This window comes from Bacillus cereus group sp. BfR-BA-01350, from assembly GCF_022663775.1.
Classification (GTDB): Bacteria; Bacillota; Bacilli; order Bacillales; family Bacillaceae_G; genus Bacillus_A; species Bacillus_A paranthracis.
Genome location: NZ_JAKUGD010000009.1, coordinates 141,997 through 161,266, shown reverse-complemented (window position 1 = coordinate 161,266; position 19,270 = coordinate 141,997). Strand labels below are relative to the sequence as shown.

The following is a 19,270-nucleotide window of genomic DNA, read 5'->3' as shown; positions in this document are numbered from 1 at the left end:
TGTATTACAAATAAAAAGTTAAAAATAATCAACATTTCAGGAGGAAACCCAATGGCAATGAGCAACAACGATATATTAAAAAGAGTAAGATATGCTTTAGATATAAAAGATATAGATATGGTAGAAATTTTTAAACTTGGCGGAATGGAAGTAACGAAAGAAGACGTAGTTGATATGCTTACAAAAATAAAGAGAGCGCCTCAGCACGAACCTGAAAACCCTGATGTGGAAGAAGATGAGTACGTAAAAACATGCGATATGATGATGTTAGAGGCATTTTTAAATGGATTTATTACTTTAAAAAGAGGGAAGCAAGATCCGAAACCAGGGCAACCGGCACCTGTACAAAGCAAAGAAAGTGCGAATAACCTTCTTCTAAAGAAAATGAAAATAGCACTATCTTTAACAAGTGAGGATGTACTTGATATATTAGATAGCGTAGGCGTTACGGTGACTAAGGGAGAACTAGGCGCTCTATTAAGAAAAAAAGGCCATAAAAATTACAAAGAGTGCGGCGATAGATACGCAAGGAATTTCATTAAGGGATTAGCTGTAAAGTATAGAGGATAATGATTCCGTTAAAGCGGTAAATGATATAATAGGTAGAGTAGGGTGTTCGTATCCTACTCTTTTTCATTTGTAAAATAATACGTTAGGTGATGAAATGGTACATACTTATTTAGGTGAGACAATTAATTTTCATATAACTTATAAAAAGAAAAAATCGGTGCGTCTTTTTGTGGATTCTTACGGAAATGTGGAAGTACAGGCGCCGAAAGGGACACCTGTTGAATACTTAATCCAGTTGTTAGAAGAGAAGTGGGATTGGATTCAGACAACACGTAAGGAAATGGCGGAGCGAGCGCGTGGACCACAGGAAAAGGATTATGGTCAAGGAGAAGGCTTTTTGTATTTAGGAAGTACGTATCCGATACAAATTTCTCAAGATACAAATATTACGCAAGATAATGCAGTGTTTGAAGGAGATAAGCTACATATTTATGTGAAAGATCTTAAAGATGAGAAAATACAGCAAGCTTTAAAACGATTTTACTATAAGCAGTGTAAGTCATTAGTAGAGAAGAGTATTAAAGCGCATCAAAGTAACTTTAAAACAAAACCACGTTCTATTCGTATTACAGATAGTAGTCGCACGTGGGGTACTTGTGATTCGAATTTACAACTAACCTTCAATTGGAAGCTAGCGATGGCACCACAGCAAGTAATTGATTATGTAGTTGTTCATGAAATGTGTCATATGGTTCATTTAAATCATGATCGCTCTTTTTGGCGTCTTGTCGGGAAGATAATGCCCGATTATAAGGAAATGGAGAATTGGTTAGCGTTATCTAGTTGGAAGATGACGGTTTAGTGATGCAATTATTGTCAATCTTTGTCGGTAAGTCGATATATTTCAAAAATCGCTGATATATTTGGAAAACCGCTGATATATTTGGGGTTGCGGTCGATATGTTCAAGGAAGAGAAAGCAAAAGGAGATGTTACAGCAGACATCTCCTTTTTTTCTGGCGTAGCAATTATCGTCCAAACTTCACAATAAAATCTCCATCTACCTTCTCCATCTCAAACCCACGATACCCTTCCGAAAGCAACGCCTGTTGTCCACCAGCATTGTTCATTGGAACGCTTTTAATATCCGTCCAATCCCTTTCATTGTCCTCACGCAATTCCTTCACAAAAACATACCGCAGACTACCACCATACTTCTCCTTCAGTGCAGCAATTTCCATCCCTTGTGCGAACTTATCTTTTAAACTCGGAATGTTAAAAGGTGCAACGGTGCAGCAAACGTAGTCGTATTTGCTATCTTCTTTTTGTAATTCATCCATGATGACTGTCGCTAATATTTTTTGCATACCATTGCCTCGGCAGTTCGGATGAACATTTGAGATTTCTTGATAGATGACGCGGTGCAGTTCACTTTCTGGTAAGCCAATATCAAGTCCTAAATGTTCATTGTCGATAGGAGGGACGAGTAGGGCACGAAATGCGATGAGTTCGTTTTCGATAAAAGCACCGATCATCATGCCGTTTCCTTCTAGAATGTATTGAAATTCTTCTTGGGAGAGTGGTTGTAGACGACTTTTATCTTCTAGTGCTTCAACTACAACGTTTTGTAATAATAAAATTTGTTCGATGTGCTCTAGTGATAGTAATGTAACGTGAAATAGCTCGTTATTTTGTTTTAATCTGCCCTCGTATAGAACTGTCATGCGTTAGCCCTCCTTTAGCGTACACTGTCTTGAAAGACGGTGAGTTCTTGCAGGATATCCTCATTTATTTCAATGCCGAGTCCTGGCTTTTCGTTTAAGCGAATAAATGGTACGTCGTAATGTAAGTTTCCGATGTCTTTCGTGAACTTTAATGGACCTGTTAGCTCGACGCTCGTAATGATTTTTTTCGAGAAAGCGACATGGAATCCTGCGGAAGAGGCAACGGATGATTCGACCATGGATCCAACTTGGCATTCGATGCCGGCCATTTCTGCTTGGTGAGCGAGTTTTACAGCGGGATATATGCCACCGCATTTCATTAGTTTTATATTTACTTTATCAGCCGCGTCTAATTTAATAATTTGGCGCATTTCACGAGAACCTTTTAATCCTTCATCAATCATAAGCGGAAGGTCTGTTTTCGAACGAATGTGAGCCATTGCGTCAATATCGTCTGCGATAACAGGCTGTTCAATCCAGTCGATGTTTAAATGACCTAATGAACGAAGTGCTGTTAATGTGTTGGCGCTATTTTTCCAACCTTGGTTTACATCAACACGAATCGCAATATCATTTCCTACACGTTCACGTACCGCTTCAATTCTTTTTACATCTTCTTTTACATTTGTACCGACTTTCATTTTGAAAGATTGGTAACCTTTTTGAATCATGGAAGCAGCTTCTTCGGCCATTTCTTCTGGATCTGCGATACTTAATACGTGAGTGATAGGAAATTCTTCATGGTATCGTCCACCAATTAATTGATATACAGGTTGATTTAATTTTTTACCCATTATATCAAAACAAGCAATATCAATAGCAGCCTTCGCTGTTGGAACACCGTAAATTGTATTGTCCATCATATCGTGTATTTTTTCTATATTCATTGGATTTTGCCCGATAAGAGCAGGAGCTAGTGTATGCTTTAAAGTATGGAAAGTACTTTCCCACGATTCGCCTGTAACGTGATCATCAGCGACGCCTTCACCATAACCGATAATGCCTTCGTCTGTTTCCATTTTGACGATAATAGAAGGCATATCAGAATAAGAACCATAACTAATAACAAATGGATCGCGAAGCGGTAAACGAATTGCATAAAGATGAATAGCTTTAATTTTCATTAGGTAGAAACCCCTTCCTGTTTACAATAGTTTTGTACATTTGATATAGTTGACGTTAAATAGTCGTTAATTAATGATAAGGAGTTAGAGAAATGATGATAAAAATTGCAGTTGTCGGTTCAAAAGAGTTTATGGAGACACTTTTACCTATTGCTCATAAACTAGAAGAAATAGAAATTGATCCATATGTTTACCTTCATCCGGCAGAATCTTCGGAACTATTAAAGCGTTTAAAGCCTTGTGATTTCATCTTTTTCTCAGGTGCTTTACCTTATTATATGGCAAAAGAAGTAAGAGAACAATTACGAATTCCAAGTACGTACTTACAGCAAGACGAGACGACTGTCGCATCTTCCATTCTTTCTGTCATGTATCACCAAGGGGTTCAACCACATAAAATTTCAATTGATTTAGTAGACCGTTCATTCATTATAAATGTGTTCCATGATATTGGCATAAAAGAAAGTCCACAAGTGTTTGATTATGAAAATATGCTGTGGAGTAAAGATGAAATAAATAGAGTTATTGATTTTCATGTAGCTAAATATCAATCTGGAGAAGCTCATTTAGCTTTAACTAGTATTCACGCTGTCTATGATGAACTTCAAAAAATAGGTATTTCTTCAGAACGTATGATAGATCCGAAGCAATCCATTATACAAGGGTTAAAAGATGCAAAAATAAAAGCTGAGTTAGCAAGAAGCCATTCAGCTACTGTTGGTGCTTGTATTATTTCTTCTTTAGAATTACGAACGAATTTGCTTGAAAAACTAGATGTCATTTCAAAAGAACTACGTGGTTCATTTAAACAAGTGGATGAAATGACATGCATTTTGTATACAACTCGTGGTGATATCGAATCGATTATTAAAACAAATGCGATAGATAACTTGTTTGCGAGCGTAGAAGGAACGATAGCTATTGGATTTGGTTACGGAAAAACTGTGAAAGAAGCGGAGCAAAATGCTAAAATCGCCCAAGGTTTCGCGAAGAATAATCCAATAGACCACTGTTTTTATATACTAACAAGTGATAAAGAACTATTTGGTCCGTTCCCGAAAGAACAGAGAGTACAAAGTTTGAAGAATGACAATCCGGAACTAATGAAAATAGCGAAGGAAACGAAACTTAGCCCAGCAAATTTATCAAAAATTATTCAATTTAGTCAATCACATCCGTCATTAAAGTTTACAGCAGCAGATCTTTCTGAATACTTACAAGTGACTCGGCGATCAACAGAAAGGTTATTAAAGAAACTAGTTGATTATGGGTATGTTCATATTTGCGGCGAGGAAATGCCTTATCAACAAGGGCGTCCTCGCGCAATATATGAACTGAATTTACCGTTATCTTTAAGCTTCTAATTGAGTGTTTTGTTTTTTTAGTAGTTCCGCTTTTTCAATGTCAGATAGTTTTGTAATTGTGAGACCAGTTATACCGTAAATAATCGAGATAATAGGTACGATGAAATTCAATATAGCATAAGGAGCATATTCGAAAGCACCTACGCCGAGTGTTGCGAGTATAAATACACCGCATGTATTCCAAGGTACAAAAACAGAAGTTAATGTTCCTCCATCTTCTAATGCTCTGGATAAATTTTTAGAATGTAGTCCTTTTTCTGTGTATGCATTCGCGTACATTCTTGAAGGAACAACAATCGAAATATATTGTTCAGAGCAAGTAAGATTTGTTGCAAAGCAAGATGCGATAGTTGAAGCGATAAGACCTTTTGCTGATGTCGCTAATTTTAAAATTTGATTTACAATGGAGCGAAGAATACCTGTATGTTCTAATACTCCTCCGAAAGTCATAGCGACAATTGTCATAGAGACGGTATTCATCATAGAGCTTAAACCACCACGATTAAATAGCTCGTCTACTAGCTTGTTGCCAGTGTCTATGACAAATCCACTTTGGAGTGCAGCGACAGCTGATGAGACAGAACCACCTTGAATAAAGACTTGTGATAAAAATCCTAAAATAATACCTACGAGAATAGCTGGTATAGCAGGAACTTTTTTAGCGACCAATACCATAACGACTACAGGTATGATTAATAGGAAAGGTGAGATAACAAAGTTTTGTTGCAATACTTGTAATGTTTGCTCGATGCTTTTTGCATCGATATTGTTAGCGCCGAAGCTTCTTCCTAAGAAGGCGTAAACGATAAGAGTAATAATTAAACCTGGAATTGTAGTAAATAACATATGACGAATATGTGTGAATAAATCTGTATTTGTTAATCCTGCGGCTAAGTTTGTTGTGTCTGAAAGCGGTGACATTTTATCGCCGAAATAAGAACCGGAAATGATAGCACCGGCAACCATTGGAGCTGGGATTCCCATACTTAGGCCAATACCCATTCCTGCAACACCAATTGTTCCCATTGTAGACCAAGAGCTACCAATAGCTAATGCAACAATAGAACAAATAATTGTAATTGAAACTAAAAATAGTGATGGTGTTAATAGATTTAAACCGTAATAAATCATTGTTGCGACGATTCCACCACCAATCCAGGCACCAATCGTTAAACCTACTAGAATAATGATAACGATAGCGGGTAATGCGAGGCGAATTCCTTTATACATCGCTTCTTCAATGTCGTTCCATTTGTAACCGTAACGCCAAGCGACGATGGAAGCAACGGTTGTACCGATAATAAGTGGGACGTGAGGGCTTTGTTTTAATACAACAATTGTAACCATCATAACTGCAACTGTAATGATAATAGGGATCATGGCTACACCAAAAGGTATTTCTTTTTTCATAAATGTCCTCCTTGTTATGTATGTTTGTTTGTATTTTTAGAATTGTCGTAAAATAGACGTTTATTAGGTTATGATAACTAAAAATATATGTAAGCGTCAACAAAAAAGACAGAAAATAAGTAATATTCTAGTTGTTTGTTTAGTTTGTAATATAGATGTAGAGTAAGCTTTTTTAGTGTTTAAAAATAAATAATTGACTTTTTTCTTAAAATTCAATATGTTCATAAAAACATCTGTTTTTCATAAGTATAATTAACCTGAATGGTTTGGAATTTGGGAAGGAGAATGTAGCTTTGAAAACATTAGAACTACAAGAGCGTTTAACTGAAATTTTTCAGCATTTACATGAAAACCCTGAAGTGAGTTGGAAAGAGTATGAAACGACAGCGTATATTACTAACTTTTTAAAAGAAGAAGGAATTTCATATAAAATATTTGATGATTGCCCAGGGGTGATTGCTGAAATTGGAAGCGGAAATCCTGTTATTGCGATTCGCGCTGATATGGATGCACTTTGGCAAGAAGTGAATGGAGAATTTAAAGCGAATCATTCGTGTGGTCACGATGCTCATATGACGATTGTAATGGGACTTATTTTACAATTAAAGAATATGAGATGGAAAAGTGGTACAGTTAGATTTATTTTTCAGCCAGCAGAAGAGAAAGGGAATGGCGCTTTAAAAATGGTAGAGAAAGGTGCTGTGGATGATGCGGATTTCCTATTCGGTGTTCATTTGCGCCCGATTGAAGAACTATCTTTGAAACAGGCTGCCCCATCAATTCGTCACGGAGCAGCAGGATTTTTAGAGGGTATGATTCACGGAGAAGATGCACATGGAGCACGCCCACATCAAGGGATAAATGCGATTGATGTTATTTCCATGATTAATATCGGTTTGAAAAACATATGGCTACCACCGCAAAGTTCCTATTCAGTAAAGATGACGAGGTGCCAAGCTGGTGGTGATAATTTAAATATTATTCCGGGTAACGGGCATTTTAGCTTAGATGTCAGAGCGGAGAGTAATACATTATTAGAAGAATTGAAGAAAAAAATAGAGCATGTCATAGAATCAGCTGCATCGATGGGATCGAAAACTTCATATGAGTGGATTGATCTCGCGCCAGGAGCTGAAGTTTCAGAAGAAGCTGAGCGGTTTATGCGTAAAGGCATTCTTGAAGTGTATGGGGAAGATAAATGTACGGGACCACTTTATACGACAGGAAGCGATGATTTCCATTACTACACAGTGAAGAGACCACATTTAAAAGCTGTCATGCTTGGATTAGGAGCAGACCTACAACCTGGATTACACCATCCGTATATGAAGTTCGATCATAGTTGTATTATGGATGGGGTAGAAATATTAAAACAAACTGTATTGAAAGTGTTAGAAGACAGGGGCTAGGGAGCTCCTGTTTTTTTTTGTAGAAATTTGTCGTTAAGTCGATATCCTTTGTCGAAACGTCGATATATTGAAAAAATCGTTGATATATTTGAAATTACGATAGATATATTGAGAAAATCGTCGATATAATTTCACGTACCTATTAATTTGATGAAAAATGAGCATCCAGTACATGGTGTATAATAATAAGTACCATTTCTTAATAGGAGAAAACGAATGAATGAACAATATTACGATGCAGTTTTACATATAAAAACAGTCGGTGAGCAAAAAGGATTTAACAAGTCTATGCATTATCATCGCTATGAACCGACGCCGTATAGCGGGTTAGATGAGTTATTGAATCAATATGAAATACGAAGTAGCGACCGAATTGTAGACTTTGGATGCGGAAAAGGGCGATTAAACTTTTATATGCATCATAAATGTGGTGCTTCAGCGGTTGGAATTGAAATGAATGAAGAGTTTTATAAAGAAGCGATTGATAATCGAAATCGTTATGAACGAAAGGCACGAAACAGTAAGGGGAAAATTCAATTCCAATGTTGTTTAGCGCAGGAATATGAGATTGATCCACGCGATAACCGTTTTTATTTCTTTAATCCATTTTCTGTACAAGTGTTTATGAAAGTAGTCAATAACATTTTGCTTTCGGTAGAGGAAATAGAGAGAGAAGTGGATATTATTTTGTATTATCCTTCTGAGGACTATATTTTCTTCTTAGAAAATCAGACTGCGTTTGAGCTGAAGAAAGAAGTTAGATTGCCAGGTGCTTATGAGAAGAATGGAAATGAGAGGTTTTTAATTTATACATTAAGATTATAAAAAAGCAGGTGCCAAGGCACCCGCTTTTTTTACTCACGTCTATATAATTAGTTACGGATTAAGTAATCAAATGCACCTAAAGCTGCGTTTGCACCTGAACCCATAGAGATGATGATTTGTTTGTACGGATTATTTGTACAGTCACCTGCAGCAAACACTCCTGGTACGTTTGTAGCGCCGTGCTTGTCTGTTACGATTTCACCGCGAACGCGTTCAACTGTTTCGCCTAACCAGTCTGTGTTTGGCACAAGACCGATTTGTACGAATACACCTTGTAATTCAACGTGATGAACTTCTTCAGTTTCACGATCGATGTAAGAAATACCGTTTACTTTATCAGTACCAGTAATTTCTTTCGTTTGAACGTTTTTCAGAACAGTTACGTTTGGTAAGCTGTTAAGACGTTCTTGTAATACAGCATCAGCTTTTAATTCTGGCATGAATTCAAGAACAGTTACGTGCTTAACAATACCTGCTAAGTCGATAGCTGCTTCAATACCAGAGTTACCTCCACCGATAACTGCTACGTCTTTTCCAGTGAATAATGGACCGTCACAGTGTGGGCAGTATGCTACACCTTTATTTTTGAACTCAGCTTCACCTGGTACGCCAACATTACGCCAGCGAGCACCTGTTGAAACGATTACGCTTTTACTTTTCAGAATAGCGCCGTTTTCAAGTTCCACTTCAATAAGTTCTTTTTTCTCTAAACGTTTCGCACGTTGTAGATTCATTACATCGATGTCGTATTCTTTAACGTGCTCTTCAAGGCTTGCCACTAGCTTAGGACCTTCAGTGCGTTTTACACTGATGAAGTTCTCAATGCCCATAGTATCCATTACTTGACCACCGAAGCGCTCAGCAACGATACCAGTGCGGATTCCTTTACGTGCTGCATAAATTGCTGCACTTGCACCAGCAGGGCCGCCACCAACAACAAGAACATCGTATGGATCTTTATCAGAAAGCTCTGATGCATCTGGACCGTTACCCATTTTAGCTAAAATTTCTTCAAGTGTCATACGACCGCTGCCGAAAGATTCGCCGTTTAGGAAAACTGTTGGTACTGCCATGATGTCTTTGCTTTCTACTTCCTCTTTGAATGCAGCGCCATCAATCATAGTATGTGTAATACCAGAGTTAAGAACGCTCATTACGTTAAGAGCTTGTACAACATCAGGACAGTTATGACAACTTAGGCTGATATAAGATTCAAAATGATATTCGCCTTGAATGTTTTTAATTTGATCGATTAATTTTTGTTCAACTTTTGGAGCGCGTCCACTTACTTGTAGTAAAGCTAACACTAATGAAGTAAATTCATGTCCTAATGGAATACCAGCGAATACGACACCAGTGTCTTCACCAGGGCGGTTTACGCTAAAGCTTGGTGTTCTCTCTAATTCAACTTTTTCTACTGTAATCTTAGATGACATAGTAGCTAATTCGTCTACTAGAGCTAACATATCTTTAGATACGTCATCGTCTCCTGCGCTTACTTTAAGTAAAATATCGTTCTCCATTAATTGAAGATATTGGGATAGTTGTGTTTTTATATCTGCATCTAGTATCATTTTGATCGAACTCCTTAGATTTTGCCTACAAGGTCAAGGCTTGGTTTAAGTGTAGCAGAACCCTCTTGCCATTTAGCTGGGCAAACTTCACCTGGGTTGTTACGTACGTATTGAGCTGCTTTAATTTTGTTAACAAGAATGCTTGCGTCACGGCCGATACCGTCAGCATTGATTTCCATAGATTGGATAACGCCGTCTGGATCGATGATGAATGTACCGCGAGCAGCAAGACCTTCTTCTTCCATTAAAACGTTGAAGTTTGTAGTGATTGTGCGAGTTGGGTCACCAATCATGATGTACTCGATTTTACCGATAGTTTCTGAGCTATCATGCCATGCTTTGTGAGTGAAGTGAGTGTCTGTAGATACAGAGTATACTTCAACGCCTAACTCTTTAAGAGTTGCATATTGGTTTTGTAAGTCTTCAAGTTCAGTTGGGCAAACGAATGTGAAGTCAGCTGGGTAGAAACAAACTACACTCCATTTTCCTTTTAAACTTTCGTCAGTAACTTGGATAAATTCTCCATTATGGTAAGCATTAGCTTTAAACGGTTTTACTTCTGTGCCGATTAATAACATATTAAAATTCCTCCTAAATGTTGGTTTTGAGCATCAAAAAATAGTGTGCTCATAAAATATATTTTTTAATTAACTATAATAATTCTAATTCGATATTAATTATCATATAGAAGTGGTTATTTTGTCAAGCGAATAAACGAACTTTATATCAATTTAATTAATATTTATTCTCAATTAAGGATAACAGGGAATGGAAAGGTAATTTTAAGTTTATAAATTTTCAATGAGTGCTTGAAAGAGTAGTGTGTATGTTAGAGATATGATGTAAGTATAAATTCTTAGGAAGGAAATATTTCTTAGAAGTTGTCTTTTTGAAAAGGAACTGCGTATTTCTATTTTACAAAGAATTGTGTGATAAATAAAATAAAATGAACTAGAATCTTTTTGAACAATTTTTGTCCTCTCAAATATATAATTAGGAAGCATATTGCAATGATATAGAAACATTGACTCAAGATATTAACAAGATATAATAAAACCTAGATATACATTTCAAAAAGAAGAACATATATTATAGGATGAAAGATTTAATCCTATTATTTTTTATAGCTTTTAGAAAACGCTTACAATTAGTGTGGAGGGGAAACCATGTCTAAGTTCACGAAGTATTTTTTAATGGAAGCTAGCGATGTGATTGTATATGTGAAAGAGAAATTATGTAAGTTTGAACATGCAAAGGGGTTACAGTGTAAAGAAATAGGCGATGGTAATTTAAATTATGTATTCCGCGTTTGGGATGAACAGAAGAACATTTCTGTCATTGTAAAGCAAGCTGGGGATACAGCACGTATTTCAGATGAGTTTAAGTTGTCGACGAATCGTATTCGTATAGAATCAGATGTTTTGCAGTTAGAGGAAGAGTTAGCCCCTGGACTTGTTCCGAAGGTGTATTTGTTTGATAGTGTGATGAATTGTTGCGTAATGGAGGACTTATCGGATCACACAATATTACGTACAGCACTTATAAATCATGAAATATTTCCGAGGCTTGCGGATGATTTAACTACCTTTATGGTAAATACACTCTTATTAACATCGGATGTTGTAATGAATCATAAAGAGAAGAAGGAACTTGTGAAGAATTATATAAATCCTGAGTTATGTGAGATTACAGAAGACCTCGTATACGCTGAGCCATTTACAAATCATAATAAGCGTAATGAGTTATTTCTGTTAAATGAAGGGTGGATTAGAGAACATATTTATAGTGATAAAGAGCTTCGTATAGAAGTAGCTAAACTTAAGTTTTCTTTTATGACGAATGCACAGGCGCTTATTCACGGTGATTTGCATACTGGTTCTGTTTTTGTAAAAAATGATTCCACAAAGGTAATTGATCCTGAGTTTGCTTTTTATGGACCAATGGGCTATGACATTGGGAATGTAATGGCGAATTTAATGTTTGCTTGGGTGAATGCAGATGCGACAATGTCAACTGGAGCCGAGAAAGATACGTATATGGATTGGTTACAATCGACAATAATACAGGTAATTGATTTATTTAAGAAGAAGTTTTTAGACGCTTGGGATATTCATGTGACAGAGATTATGGCGAAGGAAGAAGGCTTTAACGAAATCTATTTACAATCTGTATTAGAGGATACGGCTGCGGTGACGGGACTGGAGTTAATTCGTCGTATTGTTGGGCTAGCGAAAGTAAAAGATATTACTTGCATTGAGAATGAGGAAGCACGTGCTAGAGCGGAACGTATTTGTCTTCAAGTAGCGAAGAAATTTATTTTACGAGCGAATCAATATAAAACAGGTACAAGCTTTGTAGAAACGTTAAAAGAACAGTCAACGCACTACGCGAAGTAAGGGGAGAAGATGATGGAAGAGCAATTAATACCAATCCAGTGGAAAGATGATGCTTTAGTTTTATTAGATCAAACATTATTACCGAATGAGGTTGTCTATGAATCTTTCAAGACAGCTGAAGGTGTGTGGGATGCCATTCAAGTAATGAAAGTAAGAGGTGCGCCAGCGATTGGTGTTTCAGCAGCTTACGGTGTGTATTTAGGGATAAAGGAATTTGTTGAAAGTACGGAAGCTGAATTTATTGATGAAGTAAAAAGGGTATGTGCATATTTGGCCACATCAAGACCGACAGCAGTAAACTTATTTTGGGCACTTGAAAGAATGGAAAGTGTAGCGACAGATCATACTCATCTATCAATCACACAGTTGAAAGATAGATTACTAGAAGAGGCAAAAGAGATTCATAGAGAAGATGAAGAGATTAACCGTCAAATTGGAGAACATGCATTAACGTTATTCCATGATGGAATGGGAGTATTAACACATTGTAATGCGGGTGCGTTAGCGACGACTAAGTATGGTACTGCAACAGCTCCGATGTACTTAGCGAAAGAAAAAGGATGGGACTTAAAAATCTATTCAGATGAGACACGTCCTAGATTACAAGGTTCAACGTTAACAGCATTAGAACTACAGCGAGCAGGAATTGACGTCACTGTCATTACGGATAATATGGCAGCTATGGTTATGTCACAAGGGAAGATTGATGCGGTAATCGTTGGATGCGACCGTGTGGCAGCAAATGGTGATATAGCAAATAAAATTGGAACATTAGGCGTATCTATTTTAGCGAAATACTATAACATTCCGTTTTATGTAGCGGCACCAACGCCGACAATCGACTTAAAAACACCGACAGGAAAAGAAATTCCAATCGAGGAAAGAGATGCTTCTGAAGTAATTAATCGCTTCGGACAATATTCTGCTCCGAAAGAAAGTAAAGTATATAATCCAGCATTTGATGTCACGCCACATGAAAATGTAACAGCGATTATTACGGAAAAAGGCATTGTAAAAGCACCGTTTACGGAAAACTTAAAAAAGCTATTTCAATAAGTGGATAGATCTCAAAAGTCAGTCATCATAAGCTTCATACTTAGGGGGATGTATATGTTATTACAAAAAGAGAGAGAAGAAATTGTAGCGTATGGAAAGAAAATGATTTCTAGCGGTTTAACAAAGGGGACAGGCGGTAATATTAGTATTTTCAATCGGGAGCAAGGTCTTGTTGCCATTAGCCCAAGTGGTTTAGATTATTATGAAACGAAGCCTGAAGATGTAGTTATATTAAACTTAGATGGCGATGTAGTAGAGGGAGAGAGAAAACCATCAAGCGAACTCGATATGCACCTTATTTATTATAGAAAGCGTGAAGATATAAATGCGCTTGTGCATACACATTCTCCTTATGCGAAGACGATTGCATCATTAGGATGGGAACTGCCCGCAGTATCGTATTTAATTGCTTTCGCAGGTCCTAATGTTCGCTGTGCACCGTATGAAACATTTGGTACGAAGCAATTAGCAGAGGCGGCTTTCGAAGGGATGATTGATCGTCGTGCTGTTTTACTTGCGAACCACGGTTTAATTGCAGGTGCAAACCATATAAAAATGGCATTTACCGTTGCAGAAGAAATTGAGTTTTGTGCACAAATTTACTATCAAACGAAAAGCATTGGGGAACCGAAGCTATTGCCAGAAGACGAGATGGAGAATTTGGCGAAGAAGTTTGAAGGATATGGGCAGCAGTAGTTAGCAATGGAGTGTTTTGTCTATTGCGATAGATTCGGAAAAGGATCTATTGCAGTAGATTTTTTTATAAATATTAAATCCTTTTAAGGGAATAATTTAATTTAATGATATAATGAGGTAAATATTGTAACTTTTATTAAGGATAGAGAAGCATAAAATATAAGTAGTTTAGAAAAGTATATACATATTTTGGGGAGAATAACTGATAAAGTGAAGAGAATGAAGGGATGGATAAGGTTTGGGGAATAGTGAAATGTTAATGAATCAATTATTTCAGGGAATACAGTCTACTAATGATAGTTTGGAAGAAAAGATTATTTTACCGAATTTGACTGGCGGATATGATTTGAAAAGCAGAAGCGGAGAAGTGGTCGCGGAGTATCAGCCGTCTCCTGTTGAAGGTGGTGGCGTTATAATGGATGGTCATGGAGAAACAATTGCTCGTGTTCAAGAGAATTCGTATGATGGAACGACCTTTGATTTTGGAGGTGGACATACCGTTTCTTCTAGCCAAAATATGTATGGTGGGGAAACTTTTCATGATAATGTTGAAGGGATAATAGGGTACTCACAGCCTAATAGTTCAGGTGGCTTAACAATGAATACAGCTACGGGAGAAAAATTATATGATATGAACTCGAATCCACTAGGGGAAGGGATGACAATTGATACAAGTCCAGAATTCATATCCCCGAATATAGATATAGATGTGATTGATACTACTCATTTGGACGCTTTAGATGTAGTGAATAGTGTTGTGGATATAACGGATGCGGGTTCTATTTTGTCTACGTCTGTAGATGGATTAGATATTTTAGATTTGTTGGGGAATCTGTTTTGAGTTATATAAAAGAAAAAGAGCAAGCTGATAATCCAGTAGAGCTGTATTTAGAAACCAAAAAACAATTATATGAGCAACTTACTCATAATGTAGCAGAAGAAATTGAATCTTTTGTCGAGAGAGTAGGAGAGGCACTTTTCCAAAAAATTCATGAAAGTATTGAAAAACGGAATAAAATGCTAGAAGAAGAAGTCTTTAAGCCCTTACAAAATCCAGATAATAAAGAAATGTATTCACAATATATTACCCGTTTTTTTCAATTAACTCAGGTGGGCGAAATTAGAGATGAGCTGAAGGGGATACTAAGTTTTCCATATTTAGGGAAAGTGTATTATGAATTTCTTGAAGAAATATCAAAAAATCAACATGGACATTTATTTAAAAAATTATATTTTACAGGTAATGTTTTTGAGGGGTTAAAGAAAAGAATGAACCTTTCAATGGATACCACGATTAAAAACTTTCAAAATTACTATGAGGCATATGGTCAATATACAGAATTATTAAGAGATATACAAAGTAGGCTTCCAGGGAAAAAATTTGTGCAGCTTGTATCACAAATAATGGCATCGTTAATTATGGGGTTTGGAGGCTCCTTCTTAGTTAAAGGACTTGCAAAATTATTAGACCCAGATGCTTTAAAAATAGTAAACGCGCAAGAGAATGTACGACAAATGTGGGATAAATATAATGAACAGTTGAAGGTGGATCTGGAACAATTAAAAACCCATTATAAGTATGTTCAATTGAGTTTATATGGAGGCGCATTTGTAACTGTTAATAAGCAGCTGAAAAAGAGTGGCATAGAATTTCAAAAGTTATATTTGCAAGATAACGTTTATAAATTGCAATTAATTAAAGGTGAGCAAGGACAGGTAGTAACATGGGCAATAGAAACGATTTCTCATATACAATCTTTATTACAGAAAAAAGAAATTGACAAAGCAGTCCAAGTATCTAACCAGTTTTATCAACACGTTAGCAAGTATCCAATTATGGAACGAACAATTATAAAGAATGGGAAAAGTATTAAATATTATGCGAACTTATTAAAATTTGCAGCGCTTATGTGCAAATCGTTAGAACTATACGAAAAAGAAAAGAATACTTTTATCACCTTTACTGCAGAGTTATTTAAACAATTACCGATGGTAGTTCATGATCATGATCTTAGGAATTTAGGTTTGATGACAAAGACTGAGTTTACAATGAAATTTTTGCATCATGGTTTGAAAGAGAATCAAAAATTAAATCTGATTTTGGACTATGAAATGCGTATGGTTAAACGAAAAGATGAGCATGATTTATATCCTGGTGAAGAATTAAAAGAGTTTAGCTCTTCTCAATACCTTGCTATTTTACTTGCTCGATTTATGAAATCGAAGCGTCAGAAAGTAAATTCTTTTTACCGAATATCACAAAATGAAGAGGTACCATTCGCTGTTATGATTAGTTTGAAAAGATTGTATAAAAAGACACAGGGATGGGATTCTTTCTATAAATATTTACTCGCTTGTACAACTAATGAAAGACTTTCAAAGACCTTCAATAAGGTGAAAGGTGTACTACAGGTTATAAAAAAAGATAAAAGAATCTATATTCCACTTGGCATGGTTATATTGATGCTATTTGGTATAAGTGGAATGTACTTGATGAAAGAGGACAATAACAGTGCTTGGCATGGAGAGAAAATAGTATGGCGTAGTAATGGAGAGAAGAGTTCTTCTCAAGAAAATACTACTCTTGCAAAAGAATCGGATGCAGATAAGTCAATTCCATCAATATCGGTGAATGATAGCGCTGGTTCTTCTTATAATTTTAAAGTTAAAACAAAGCAAGAACTAAAACAGGTTCTAGAAACAGCTTTAATTGACGGGAATTTAGGACCATTTGGATTGAATGTGATTGGACAAGAACAATCTGCAGTGAAACAAGAATTTGGTACACCTGATGCTTTACAGGAAGCAAAGTGTACAGCTTGTGATGCAGCTAATACTGTTACTTATGGTGATTATAACCTGGATATGTTTCCTTCAAAAGTTAAAAAAATTTGGTTACATATGAATATTCCTGTAAATGAGTTAAAGAGTTGGTTAGGTGAGCCGTATGGAATAGAAGAAGGGATAGATAGTGATGCCCTTGTATACCGCAAGGAGGGCTACGCTATCTATTTCAGTGTCGCTGATGGTTTTGTAAAACGCGTTGATATGTATAAAAGTGAATAAAATGCTGGAGATAAAAATACCCTCAAGATTTCATTCTTGAGGGTATTTTTTACGCCTTCTTAAGCAACAAATACATAAAGTAAGGAGCACCAATTAAAGCGACAACAATACCTGCTGGGATACCGTTAGGTTCAACGATATTTCGTCCGATTGTGTCTGCTAGTAGCAATAGCCATCCACCGATTAAAAGGGCGATAGGCATGAAGATTTGATGCCTTGGACCTACTAAAGATTTCGCGATATGAGGAGCCATCAGTCCGATAAAGCTAATTCCTCCTGTTACAGAAACAGCGGCAGCAGCAAGTGCAACGGCTGCAACTAATAAATATCTACGCTCTTTTTCAATTTCAATTCCAACGCCAATTGCGACCGGTTCGTTTAATGCTAAAATGTTTAATCGGTTTGCTTTATAGAAAACGAACGGAATGAATACGATTAACCATGGAAGCATTGCTAAAACGAAGATCCAGTCATCTCCCCAAATGTTTCCTGCAATCCATTTGGCGATAAAGTCCACTTTCATACGATCTGCGGATGAAATAAGGACAATCATCGTTCCAGATAGTGCAAATGCAAAACCGATACCAGTTAATGTTAATCGTACCGGCTGAAGTCCACTTGATTTACTATATGAAAATACGTAAATTAGAACAGCTGTTAGAAATGCTCCGATAAATCCAACGACAGGTAGCAAGTAAAGAAATGAACCTACATCTATTGGAAAGTATAAAAAGAAAATAGCAACAGCAACACCGGCCCCAGAGTTGATACCGAGAATACCAGGTTCAGCTAAATCATTTCGGGTAATTCCTTGCAGAATAGCTCCTGATAAAGCGAGAGCCATACCAGCTAATAATGTAATGATAATTCTAGGTAGTCTTAAAGAGTATAAAACAAACTCCTCTTTAAAAGTTCCTTGACCCATTAATGTTGGGAGCAGTCGATCATAAGATAAAGATGCTGAACCGAGCCCCATTCCAATTACAATGGTTGTAATGGTTAGTATAAGTAAAGCGAGTATGATAAGACGTTGTTTTTTGAGAATAGATGGTATCATGAGAACGTTTTTCCTCCTTTACGTACAATGAATAGGAAGAATGGTAACCCTACAATTGCGACAATAGCGGCAACTGGTGTTTCGTACGGAGCATTAATCGTACGTCCGATTGTATCTGCAAGTAGCATAAAGGAAGCACCAGCAATTGCTGACATCGGTATAACAAATCGGTAATCTGGCCCGACAATTGGGCGTACCATGTGAGGTACCATTAAACCGATAAATGCCATATTTCCGACAAGTGCTACAGACGCACCTGCAAGTAAGATAATAATGATAAATAGAATGGTTTTAATAACAATAATTTTTTGACCGAGTCCAATAGCTACTTCTTCACTGAAACTAAGAACTGTCAGTTTTTTTGCTAGTAAGATAGCGATAAAGATACTAATTGAAATGACTGGAATAATAACTTTCAATTGGCTCCAAGTAGTTCCAATTACGCCTCCAGCAGTCCAAAGTGATACATCTTGTGAAATTTTGAAGTAAATGCCGACCCCTTCTGAAATTGCGAGTAGAAATGCTGAAACGGCAGCACCAGCTAATACAATTCGAAGAGGGGAGAGACCGCCTTTTTTCACCATACCAATTCCAAATACCATAATTGCACCAACGGCAGCACCGATAAAACAAGCTAATGTTAAGTAAAGATAGCTTATGGAAGGGTTGAAAGCAAGTGTTAGTGCAAGCGCAGCATTTGCTCCACCAGATAGCCCGAGTAATCCAGGATCAGCAAGTGGATTTCGTGTTAATCCTTGCATAATTGCTCCAGAAACAGCAAGTCCAGCTCCTACAAAAATAGCAGCAACTTCACGTGGCAAACGTATTTCGCGAATAATAGATATTTTGTCCCCTTTAGCGGAGGAAGTGAGTGCTAACCATACGTCTTTTATTGAAGTATCTGCAGCACCTAATACCATTGCCACCATAAAAATAAGAAAGAATGCAATTATGCTTAAAATTAATTTGTATGTAAAAGCTATAGAACGCGTATTGTCATGTTCTTTTGTCATTCGTTTCACATCTTTTCTTTTCATAGAATAAAGGAAGAGGAATTCTT

At 36.7% G+C, this 19,270-nt stretch carries 17 protein-coding genes; 10 read left to right on the top strand and 7 right to left on the bottom strand.

All coding sequences use genetic code 11. The annotated features are described in order from the left end of the window. The first annotated feature begins 51 nt into the window (after positions 1–51). Together MR147_RS19470 and MR147_RS19465 are read left to right on the top strand one after the other, a co-directional pair. Complete coding sequence (locus MR147_RS19470; RefSeq protein WP_001251709.1) at positions 52–570, top strand: YehS family protein; 519 nt, start codon at positions 52–54, stop codon at positions 568–570. Between the two features lie 94 nt (positions 571–664). Next, positions 665–1,372, top strand: coding sequence for a M48 family metallopeptidase (locus MR147_RS19465; RefSeq protein ID WP_074606173.1), 708 nt, complete (start codon positions 665–667; stop codon positions 1,370–1,372). 165 nt (positions 1,373–1,537) lie between these two features. Here the strand turns inward: MR147_RS19465 and MR147_RS19460 are convergent, their stop codons facing one another. After that, the gene (locus MR147_RS19460) at positions 1,538–2,233 is read right to left on the bottom strand and encodes a GNAT family N-acetyltransferase (protein WP_242304649.1); all 696 of its coding nucleotides are present in this window, start codon (positions 2,231–2,233) and stop codon (positions 1,538–1,540) included. Between the two features lie 14 nt (positions 2,234–2,247). Further along, entirely contained in the window at positions 2,248–3,357 is a 1,110-nt protein-coding gene (locus MR147_RS19455; protein WP_074606177.1) for a mandelate racemase/muconate lactonizing enzyme family protein, read from the bottom strand. Between the two features lie 92 nt (positions 3,358–3,449). On the opposite strand from MR147_RS19455, the gene MR147_RS19450 reads away from it, so the two are divergent. After that, positions 3,450–4,721, top strand: coding sequence for a transcriptional regulator (locus tag MR147_RS19450; protein ID WP_074606179.1), 1,272 nt, complete (start codon positions 3,450–3,452; stop codon positions 4,719–4,721). Here the strand turns inward: MR147_RS19450 and nhaC are convergent. Then, on the bottom strand, positions 4,710–6,131 hold the full coding sequence (nhaC, locus tag MR147_RS19445) for a Na+/H+ antiporter NhaC (RefSeq protein WP_000711545.1): 1,422 nt from the start codon (positions 6,129–6,131) through the stop codon (positions 4,710–4,712). The two genes, MR147_RS19450 and nhaC, sit on opposite strands and share 12 nt — an antisense overlap. Positions 6,132–6,424: 293 nt before the next feature. Between nhaC and MR147_RS19440 the strand changes: the two genes are divergently transcribed. After that, a complete protein-coding gene (locus tag MR147_RS19440) occupies positions 6,425–7,540 on the top strand; it encodes a M20 peptidase aminoacylase family protein (protein WP_048557692.1) in 1,116 nt (371 codons plus the stop codon). 216 nt (positions 7,541–7,756) lie between these two features. Beyond that, positions 7,757–8,365: an SAM-dependent methyltransferase gene (locus MR147_RS19435; RefSeq protein ID WP_242304648.1), complete on the top strand. Its 609-nt coding sequence runs from the start codon at positions 7,757–7,759 to the stop codon at positions 8,363–8,365. 47 nt (positions 8,366–8,412) lie between these two features. On the opposite strand, the gene ahpF is transcribed toward MR147_RS19435, so the two are convergent. Beyond that, positions 8,413–9,939 carry an alkyl hydroperoxide reductase subunit F gene (gene ahpF / locus MR147_RS19430; protein ID WP_000599492.1) on the bottom strand — a complete coding sequence of 509 codons (1,527 nt, stop codon included), beginning with the start codon at positions 9,937–9,939 and terminating at the stop codon, positions 8,413–8,415. Positions 9,940–9,953: 14 nt separating this feature from the next. Continuing rightward, a complete protein-coding gene (gene ahpC / locus MR147_RS19425) occupies positions 9,954–10,517 on the bottom strand; it encodes an alkyl hydroperoxide reductase subunit C (RefSeq protein WP_000924422.1) in 564 nt (187 codons plus the stop codon). A gap of 588 nt (positions 10,518–11,105) precedes the next feature. Between ahpC and mtnK the strand changes: the two genes are divergently transcribed. From mtnK to MR147_RS19400, 5 genes are all read left to right on the top strand, one after another. Continuing rightward, positions 11,106–12,335, top strand: a complete 1,230-nt coding sequence (gene mtnK / locus MR147_RS19420; RefSeq protein WP_074606182.1) for an S-methyl-5-thioribose kinase — start codon at positions 11,106–11,108, stop codon at positions 12,333–12,335. Between the two features lie 9 nt (positions 12,336–12,344). Beyond that, entirely contained in the window at positions 12,345–13,391 is a 1,047-nt protein-coding gene (mtnA, locus tag MR147_RS19415) for an S-methyl-5-thioribose-1-phosphate isomerase (protein ID WP_074606184.1), read from the top strand. 54 nt (positions 13,392–13,445) lie between these two features. Continuing rightward, the gene (locus tag MR147_RS19410) at positions 13,446–14,087 is read left to right on the top strand and encodes an L-fuculose-phosphate aldolase (protein WP_000926545.1); all 642 of its coding nucleotides are present in this window, start codon (positions 13,446–13,448) and stop codon (positions 14,085–14,087) included. Positions 14,088–14,340: 253 nt separating this feature from the next. Next, a complete protein-coding gene (locus tag MR147_RS19405) occupies positions 14,341–14,928 on the top strand; it encodes a hypothetical protein (protein WP_074606186.1) in 588 nt (195 codons plus the stop codon). Continuing rightward, a complete protein-coding gene (locus tag MR147_RS19400; RefSeq protein WP_074606188.1) occupies positions 14,925–17,153 on the top strand; it encodes an S-layer protein in 2,229 nt (742 codons plus the stop codon). Before MR147_RS19405 ends, MR147_RS19400 begins: the two co-directional genes overlap by 4 nt. Before the next feature lie 49 nt (positions 17,154–17,202). On the opposite strand, the gene MR147_RS19395 is transcribed toward MR147_RS19400, so the two are convergent. Both MR147_RS19395 and MR147_RS19390 read right to left on the bottom strand, forming a co-directional pair. Further along, a complete protein-coding gene (locus tag MR147_RS19395; RefSeq protein WP_074606190.1) occupies positions 17,203–18,210 on the bottom strand; it encodes a FecCD family ABC transporter permease in 1,008 nt (335 codons plus the stop codon). Beyond that, positions 18,207–19,247, bottom strand: a complete 1,041-nt coding sequence (locus MR147_RS19390; protein ID WP_000823046.1) for a FecCD family ABC transporter permease — start codon at positions 19,245–19,247, stop codon at positions 18,207–18,209. Before MR147_RS19390 ends, MR147_RS19395 begins: the two co-directional genes overlap by 4 nt. Positions 19,248–19,270: the final 23 nt, after the last annotated feature.

Coding starts and splice junctions, on each gene's coding strand:
- MR147_RS19470 (WP_001251709.1), top strand. CDS start 52: ATGGCAATGAGCAACAACGATATATTAAAAAGAGTAAGATATGCTTTA.
- MR147_RS19465 (WP_074606173.1), top strand. CDS start 665: ATGGTACATACTTATTTAGGTGAGACAATTAATTTTCATATAACTTAT.
- MR147_RS19460 (WP_242304649.1), bottom strand. CDS start 2,233: ATGACAGTTCTATACGAGGGCAGATTAAAACAAAATAACGAGCTATTT.
- MR147_RS19455 (WP_074606177.1), bottom strand. CDS start 3,357: ATGAAAATTAAAGCTATTCATCTTTATGCAATTCGTTTACCGCTTCGC.
- MR147_RS19450 (WP_074606179.1), top strand. CDS start 3,450: ATGATGATAAAAATTGCAGTTGTCGGTTCAAAAGAGTTTATGGAGACA.
- nhaC (WP_000711545.1), bottom strand. CDS start 6,131: ATGAAAAAAGAAATACCTTTTGGTGTAGCCATGATCCCTATTATCATT.
- MR147_RS19435 (WP_242304648.1), top strand. CDS start 7,757: ATGAATGAACAATATTACGATGCAGTTTTACATATAAAAACAGTCGGT.
- ahpF (WP_000599492.1), bottom strand. CDS start 9,939: ATGATACTAGATGCAGATATAAAAACACAACTATCCCAATATCTTCAA.
- ahpC (WP_000924422.1), bottom strand. CDS start 10,517: ATGTTATTAATCGGCACAGAAGTAAAACCGTTTAAAGCTAATGCTTAC.
- mtnK (WP_074606182.1), top strand. CDS start 11,106: ATGTCTAAGTTCACGAAGTATTTTTTAATGGAAGCTAGCGATGTGATT.
- mtnA (WP_074606184.1), top strand. CDS start 12,345: ATGATGGAAGAGCAATTAATACCAATCCAGTGGAAAGATGATGCTTTA.
- MR147_RS19410 (WP_000926545.1), top strand. CDS start 13,446: ATGTTATTACAAAAAGAGAGAGAAGAAATTGTAGCGTATGGAAAGAAA.
- MR147_RS19405 (WP_074606186.1), top strand. CDS start 14,341: ATGTTAATGAATCAATTATTTCAGGGAATACAGTCTACTAATGATAGT.
- MR147_RS19395 (WP_074606190.1), bottom strand. CDS start 18,210: ATGATACCATCTATTCTCAAAAAACAACGTCTTATCATACTCGCTTTA.
- MR147_RS19390 (WP_000823046.1), bottom strand. CDS start 19,247: ATGAAAAGAAAAGATGTGAAACGAATGACAAAAGAACATGACAATACG.